We start from the raw sequence: 5131 nt of genomic DNA, 5'->3' as shown, positions 1-5131 counted from the left end.
GAACGCAGATTCACCGAGCGTCTGACGGACGGCATCGGTCGGATGCTGGACTTCTTGGAAGAACACTTGCCGGAGCGTCTGCGTCCTCTGCTTGAAAAGGCGAGGGAGCTGCTGCCCGATCCGGAGATTGGACAGCAGCAGGAGCAACAGCAGCACCAGCGAGGAATGGGCGGCATGGAGCTGTAAAAGAAGCCTGTCCGGAGGGCTTGAAAATCTCTTTCGGACAGTCTATAATAACAACTGAAAATAGGGAATTGCTGTATTGATAATCTAAGCCCCCTGTAAGGGTACTCCCAACCTATATTTTCTCTCTCTGAAAGGGAGAAAGTCGGAGGGGGAAAAGGGGGTGCGCGGAGGGGTGTTGGAAGTGTGGTAAACCTCGTTAGAGGTTTTCCAAGCCACTGTGGTAAACCCATCGGGTTTTCCATAGTGGCGGCACTTTCAATGACCCGCAGCGAGGGGGAAAAGGGGGAGGTGACTTTCTCTTTAAGGCGGCGTAGCCGCCGCTCTTTTGCTCCCCCTTTTCCCCTTTCCCGCCCGCAGGCGATCCCCGCCGCAGCGGATTTTCTTTTTGGTACTTTTTCTTTTGTGAGGTGGTAATATGACCGAGAATTATCGAGGCTGCTACGAGTATTTGAGCGCACAATATCCGGAGGTCGGAGGCTATGAGTTTTATAAAGAGCTGTTTCCGGACAATGAGAACTCCGGAGAACGGCACACGGATTTTTCCCATCCGAACGCTGTGTATCTGTATCGGGACGAACAGAGCGAGGATAAGAAGCTCCGGCGCAGGAAGATGTATAACGACACATGGGAACAGGATTACATGGAGTTTGTCGAGGGGAACAGCCTTACTTTGTGCAGCGGTCTTGCATATCGCAGAAAGGAGAACAGGCTGGAGAACGCCCAGCGGATGTATGCTCTGATCTTCGATCTGGATGGCGTAGGTCTTGCCGAGCTGCGCAACCTCTTTCTGCGCTTTGGCGGCGATCCGGAGCGAGTGCGCCGGTTGCCGATGCCGACTTTCCTTGTTCTGTCGGGGACAGGGCTGCATATCTACTATGTTTTCCAGCAGCCGATTGACCTATACCCGAATATAAAAATTCAGCTTAAAAGTCTGAAATATGACCTCACTTTCCGGCTATGGGAGTATGGCAGCACTTCGCAGGTCAAGGCGATCCAGTATCAATCCATCAATCAGAGCTTCCGCATGGTGGGCAGCATCAATGACAAGCATGGGACGGAGCTGGTCGCTTTCCGTACCGGAGAACGGGTAACGCTGGATTATCTGAACGCCTACGCAAAGCCAGAAAACAGGGTGGATGTCAATAAGCCTTTCAGCCCATCCAAAATGACACGAGCTGAGGCGAGGGAGGCATATCCGGAGTGGTATGAGCGTGTTGTTGTGAGAGGCGAGAAAGGATGCAAGAAGTGGGATATTGCCGGAAAGGTGCATGGTGATGATCCGTATGCGCTCTACCATTGGTGGCTGCGGCAGATCGGAGAGATAAAGGGCGGGCATCGGTATTTCTTTTTGATGTGCCTTGCTATCTATGCTTACAAATGCGGTGTGTCGAAGCAGCAGCTCCGGCAGGATATGAAAGAGGCTTTTGATGATCTGCAGATGGTGAAGCATGAGAACGCATTGACCGAGGAAGATATACGGAGTGCGCTGGAAGCCTACGACAAGGAGTATTACAATTTCACGATTTCCGATATTGAAGCTCTGACCGATGTTCGCATCGAGCGCAACAAGAGGAATGGTAGATCACAGAAAGAGCATTTGAAAAGAGCAAGGGCGGTGCAGGAAGTGGATTATCCTGGCGGCACATGGAGAAGAAAAGGGGCAGAAGAAAAGAAAGCGCAAGTCTATGCGTGGCGGCAGGAGCATCCAGAGGGACGCAAGGCCGATTGTCATAGGGACACCGGACTTGATCCGAAAACGATCCGCAAATGGTGGGACACCGTACCGGAGGGGCATATAACGGTCAAAATACGCCCATCACAGGCTTTGAGCGATCTGTTGGTGGAGGAATTTAAGAAAGGGCTGTAAACGCCCCAGAAACGCCCTACAAGGCGTTTTTGGGGCGGGTAAGGGTTTTTATATTACCCCACCGAAAACGAGGCTTGAAAACCGCGCGAAATAAGGTTTTTTCACCCCCTAAATGTACACGCTGCGGTGTTACCATATAGAAAGCACTGTTCATAGAAAAGTTGCAAAAAACATTTGCAATGCACTTGCAAATGTCACGAATATTGAATATAATATTAGTGCAAGCTAAAAATGACGAGGAAAGGAGTGCTATTATGGCTAAAGGAAATATGACGATAAGAATGGAGCCGGAGCTGAAAGCACAGGCGGCAGCTCTCTTTAAGTCCCTCGGAATGGATTTGAGTACGGCAACGGGTATTTTTTATCGACAGGCACTTAGGTGTCATGGACTTCCCTTTGAAGTCAAGGTTGACGAGCCGAATGCTGTTACCTATGCGGCGATGGAGGCGGCAGAAAAGGGAGAGGATATGTATGGTCCGTTTGATAGCGTTGCAGATCTGATGGAGGCGCTGAATGCTTAAGCCGGAGTTTTCGGGGCAGTTCAAACGAGATTACAAGCTTGCGATCAAGAGAGGCTGCGATCCGAAGAAGTTGGAGGAAGTGATCACGCTGTTGTGTAACGAGCAGCCGTTGCCGGAGGCGTATCGAGATCATGCTCTCACTAATTCCAGAAATTATAAGGACATGAGAGAATGTCACATCGAGCCGGACTGGCTGTTGGTCTATAAAGTTGTTCGGCAGACTTTGATTTTGAAATTGATAAGGACGGGATCTCATAGCGATTTGTTTTGAGATTAACTCTGGATGAAAGAGTGGTGATGATATTTGGCGGGTGTAATAACGGAAATTGCAATAGAATGTGGCGTGTCGGAACAGGCAGTTCGTGCATGGTGTAGGCGAAACCATGTTGCGAAAGATGCGAAAGGAAGTTTCGCAATCAGCGAAAGTCAAAAAACCGCCATATATCAGCATTATTTAGGTGTTGAACGAAAGCAAGTTTCGCAACCGGCGAAAGCAAGTTGCGAAACTTGCGAAACCACTTTGATCGCTATGCTGCAGGGAGAATTAGACCGGAAAAGCGAGCAACTTGCTGTAAAGGACAAGCAGATCGAGGAACTGAACGCAAGGTTGGCGGAGGTCAGCTCGGCGTTGGTGACGGCACAGCAGACTGCGGCAGCGGCCCAGGCTCTCCATGCCGGGACGATGCATCAGCAGCTTCTTTCCGGCAAGTCCGGAGCCGATCAGCCGGAGCGTGAGACAGAACCGGTTCAAAAGCGTAGCTGGTTTAGTAGGTTCTTTGGGGACTAAACAGAACGACAAATCGGAAGTTATAAAGGAGAAACACTATGGGATTATTTGGTAAAAGCAAAAAAGAGCGAGAAAAAGAGTATATGAACAGATTAGATGTTCCATTATGTTTAAAAGAAGACTTTGAATTGATTATTGATGATGTATTTACAATTATGGGGGTTGGAACAGTTGCCACAGGAAACATATCAACAGGAATGTGTAGAGAAGGAGAAAATGCGTGTGTTTATAAAACAAATGGAGGTGTATTAGAGACTATAATTACTACCATCGATATACATACAAAAGAACGAAAATCAAATGGTTGTGGATATAAAACAGAACATGTTGGACTTGGGTTAAGAGGAGTTTCTAAGGAACAATTAGAAAAAGGAGATAGAGTGATTGTAAAGAATGCCAATATGTATGGAATGTAATTACAAATTCCAGTTTATCGGTGGGATGAAGTTCGGGGAGCCGTCCGCAGACGGCAGGGGCAGCGCCCCTCCGGAGCTGGCAGAGCAGCAGGCACGAGCCGGCAGTGAAGCAGCTCCGGCAACCCCTCCCCTTTAGGGGCGCAAAGCACTTTCACACCGCTGCACCGATGGGGTGGCGGTGTGAAAGTGCTTTTGCGTTACTTTCTCACCAGAAAGTAACAAAGAGGTTGTTTTTAGCGGAAATTTATGATAAAATAGAGGACGGAAGAATAAGCGGAAAGGGGGCGATTTTATGGGAGTTACGATTTCTGGTATGACAGGTGCAGGGAGCATCCGGCACAACAACCGCAGCTTCTCAGCGGCGAATGTAGACCGGAGCCGGACGGAGCAGAACATTGTTTTCTGCAATGAGGATCTGAAGCAGGTCTATCATATGGTCTTTGATGAAGCTCTCGCAGCCTACAACGCAAAGAAAACCAAAACGAGAGATAAGATACCGGACTACTATGAGCATATCCGGCAGAGTAAACAGGAAAAGCTGTTCCATGAAGCGATCTTCCAGATCGGCAACATGAGCGACTGTGGGTGCGGTACGCCGGACGGAGAACGGGCGGCGGCAGCTCTGAAAGATTTTGCGGAGTCTTTTGCAGAACGCAACCCCCATCTGCGGGTGTTCAATATGGTGCTGCACATGGACGAGGCAACGCCCCATCTCCATGTCGATTTTATCCCTGTGGCAACGGAGCAGTCAAGAGGACTTTCTACAAGGGTATCTATGAAACAGGCATTGAAGCAGCAGGGGTTTGTCGGTGTCGGCAGAAAGCAGACCGAATGGGCGGCGTGGATGGAACGGGAGAAAGAAGCTCTGACGGAGATCGCCCAGCGGCACGATTTTGAAATTATCTCTCTCGGCACGAACAGACCGCACATGGACTTGCCGCAGTTCAAGGAAGCGGCTGCGAGGCTGGAAGCGGTGCAGCAGCAGACAGCGGCAGTAGAGCGGGAGGTTGCTGAGCTGGAACGGCAGCGGGACGCTCTGAAAGGCACTGTGCGGCTCTTAAAGGAGGCTGACAGGGTAAATGCACCCCTGCATGATATTCAGCCGGAAAAGACGCTCACAGGGGCAGTAAAGGGCGTGACGGTGGATCAGGTCGAGCAGCTAAAGAAAATGGCACTGCGCAGCGTGACGGATCGGCACAAGGTACAGGAGCTGACGGAGGAAAACACCCGTCTGCGGTCACAGGTGCCGTCCATGAAGAAGCGGCTGGAAGAAGCGCAGCGACAGCAGAGGCTTGAACAGGAAAACCGGAGGCTGCGCGATGAAAACTATTATCTGCAATCCGAGCTGCAGGAG

The 5131-nt window shown here is 50.2% G+C and carries 8 protein-coding genes; all 8 read left to right on the top strand.

Annotated elements, in window-relative coordinates:
- On the top strand, nt 1-186 hold a 186-nt coding region (locus tag WMO29_RS16720), incomplete at its 5' end, for a hypothetical protein (RefSeq protein WP_435391209.1).
- Nucleotides 187-601: 415 nt separating this feature from the next.
- Nucleotides 602-2053 carry a hypothetical protein gene (locus WMO29_RS16715; RefSeq protein WP_197055330.1) on the top strand — a complete coding sequence of 484 codons (1452 nt, stop codon included), beginning with the start codon at nt 602-604 and terminating at the stop codon, nt 2051-2053.
- Nucleotides 2054-2307: 254 nt separating this feature from the next.
- Nucleotides 2308-2574, top strand: coding sequence for a type II toxin-antitoxin system RelB/DinJ family antitoxin (locus tag WMO29_RS16710; RefSeq protein WP_033119556.1), 267 nt, complete (start codon nt 2308-2310; stop codon nt 2572-2574).
- A complete protein-coding gene (locus WMO29_RS16705) occupies nt 2567-2845 on the top strand; it encodes a type II toxin-antitoxin system YafQ family toxin (protein WP_021632616.1) in 279 nt (92 codons plus the stop codon). The genes WMO29_RS16710 and WMO29_RS16705 overlap by 8 nt, the downstream gene beginning before the upstream one ends.
- Nucleotides 2846-3094: 249 nt before the next feature.
- On the top strand, nt 3095-3361 hold the full coding sequence (locus WMO29_RS16700; RefSeq protein ID WP_242992232.1) for a hypothetical protein: 267 nt from the start codon (nt 3095-3097) through the stop codon (nt 3359-3361).
- A 38-nt stretch (nt 3362-3399) separates the two neighbouring features.
- The gene (locus WMO29_RS16695) at nt 3400-3777 is read left to right on the top strand and encodes a translation elongation factor Tu domain protein (protein ID WP_021748087.1); all 378 of its coding nucleotides are present in this window, start codon (nt 3400-3402) and stop codon (nt 3775-3777) included.
- Entirely contained in the window at nt 3767-3913 is a 147-nt protein-coding gene (locus WMO29_RS16690; RefSeq protein WP_159427337.1) for a hypothetical protein, read from the top strand. The genes WMO29_RS16695 and WMO29_RS16690 overlap by 11 nt, the downstream gene beginning before the upstream one ends.
- A gap of 156 nt (nt 3914-4069) precedes the next feature.
- On the top strand, nt 4070-5131 hold a 1062-nt coding region (locus WMO29_RS16685; RefSeq protein ID WP_349165555.1), incomplete at its 3' end, for a plasmid recombination protein.

The sequence above is a fragment of the Laedolimicola intestinihominis genome (assembly GCF_040096155.1).
GTDB lineage: Bacteria > Bacillota > Clostridia > Lachnospirales > Lachnospiraceae > Laedolimicola > Laedolimicola intestinihominis.
The sequence above is the reverse complement of the archived record's forward strand: the minus strand, read 5'-3'. Positions and strand labels throughout refer to the sequence as shown.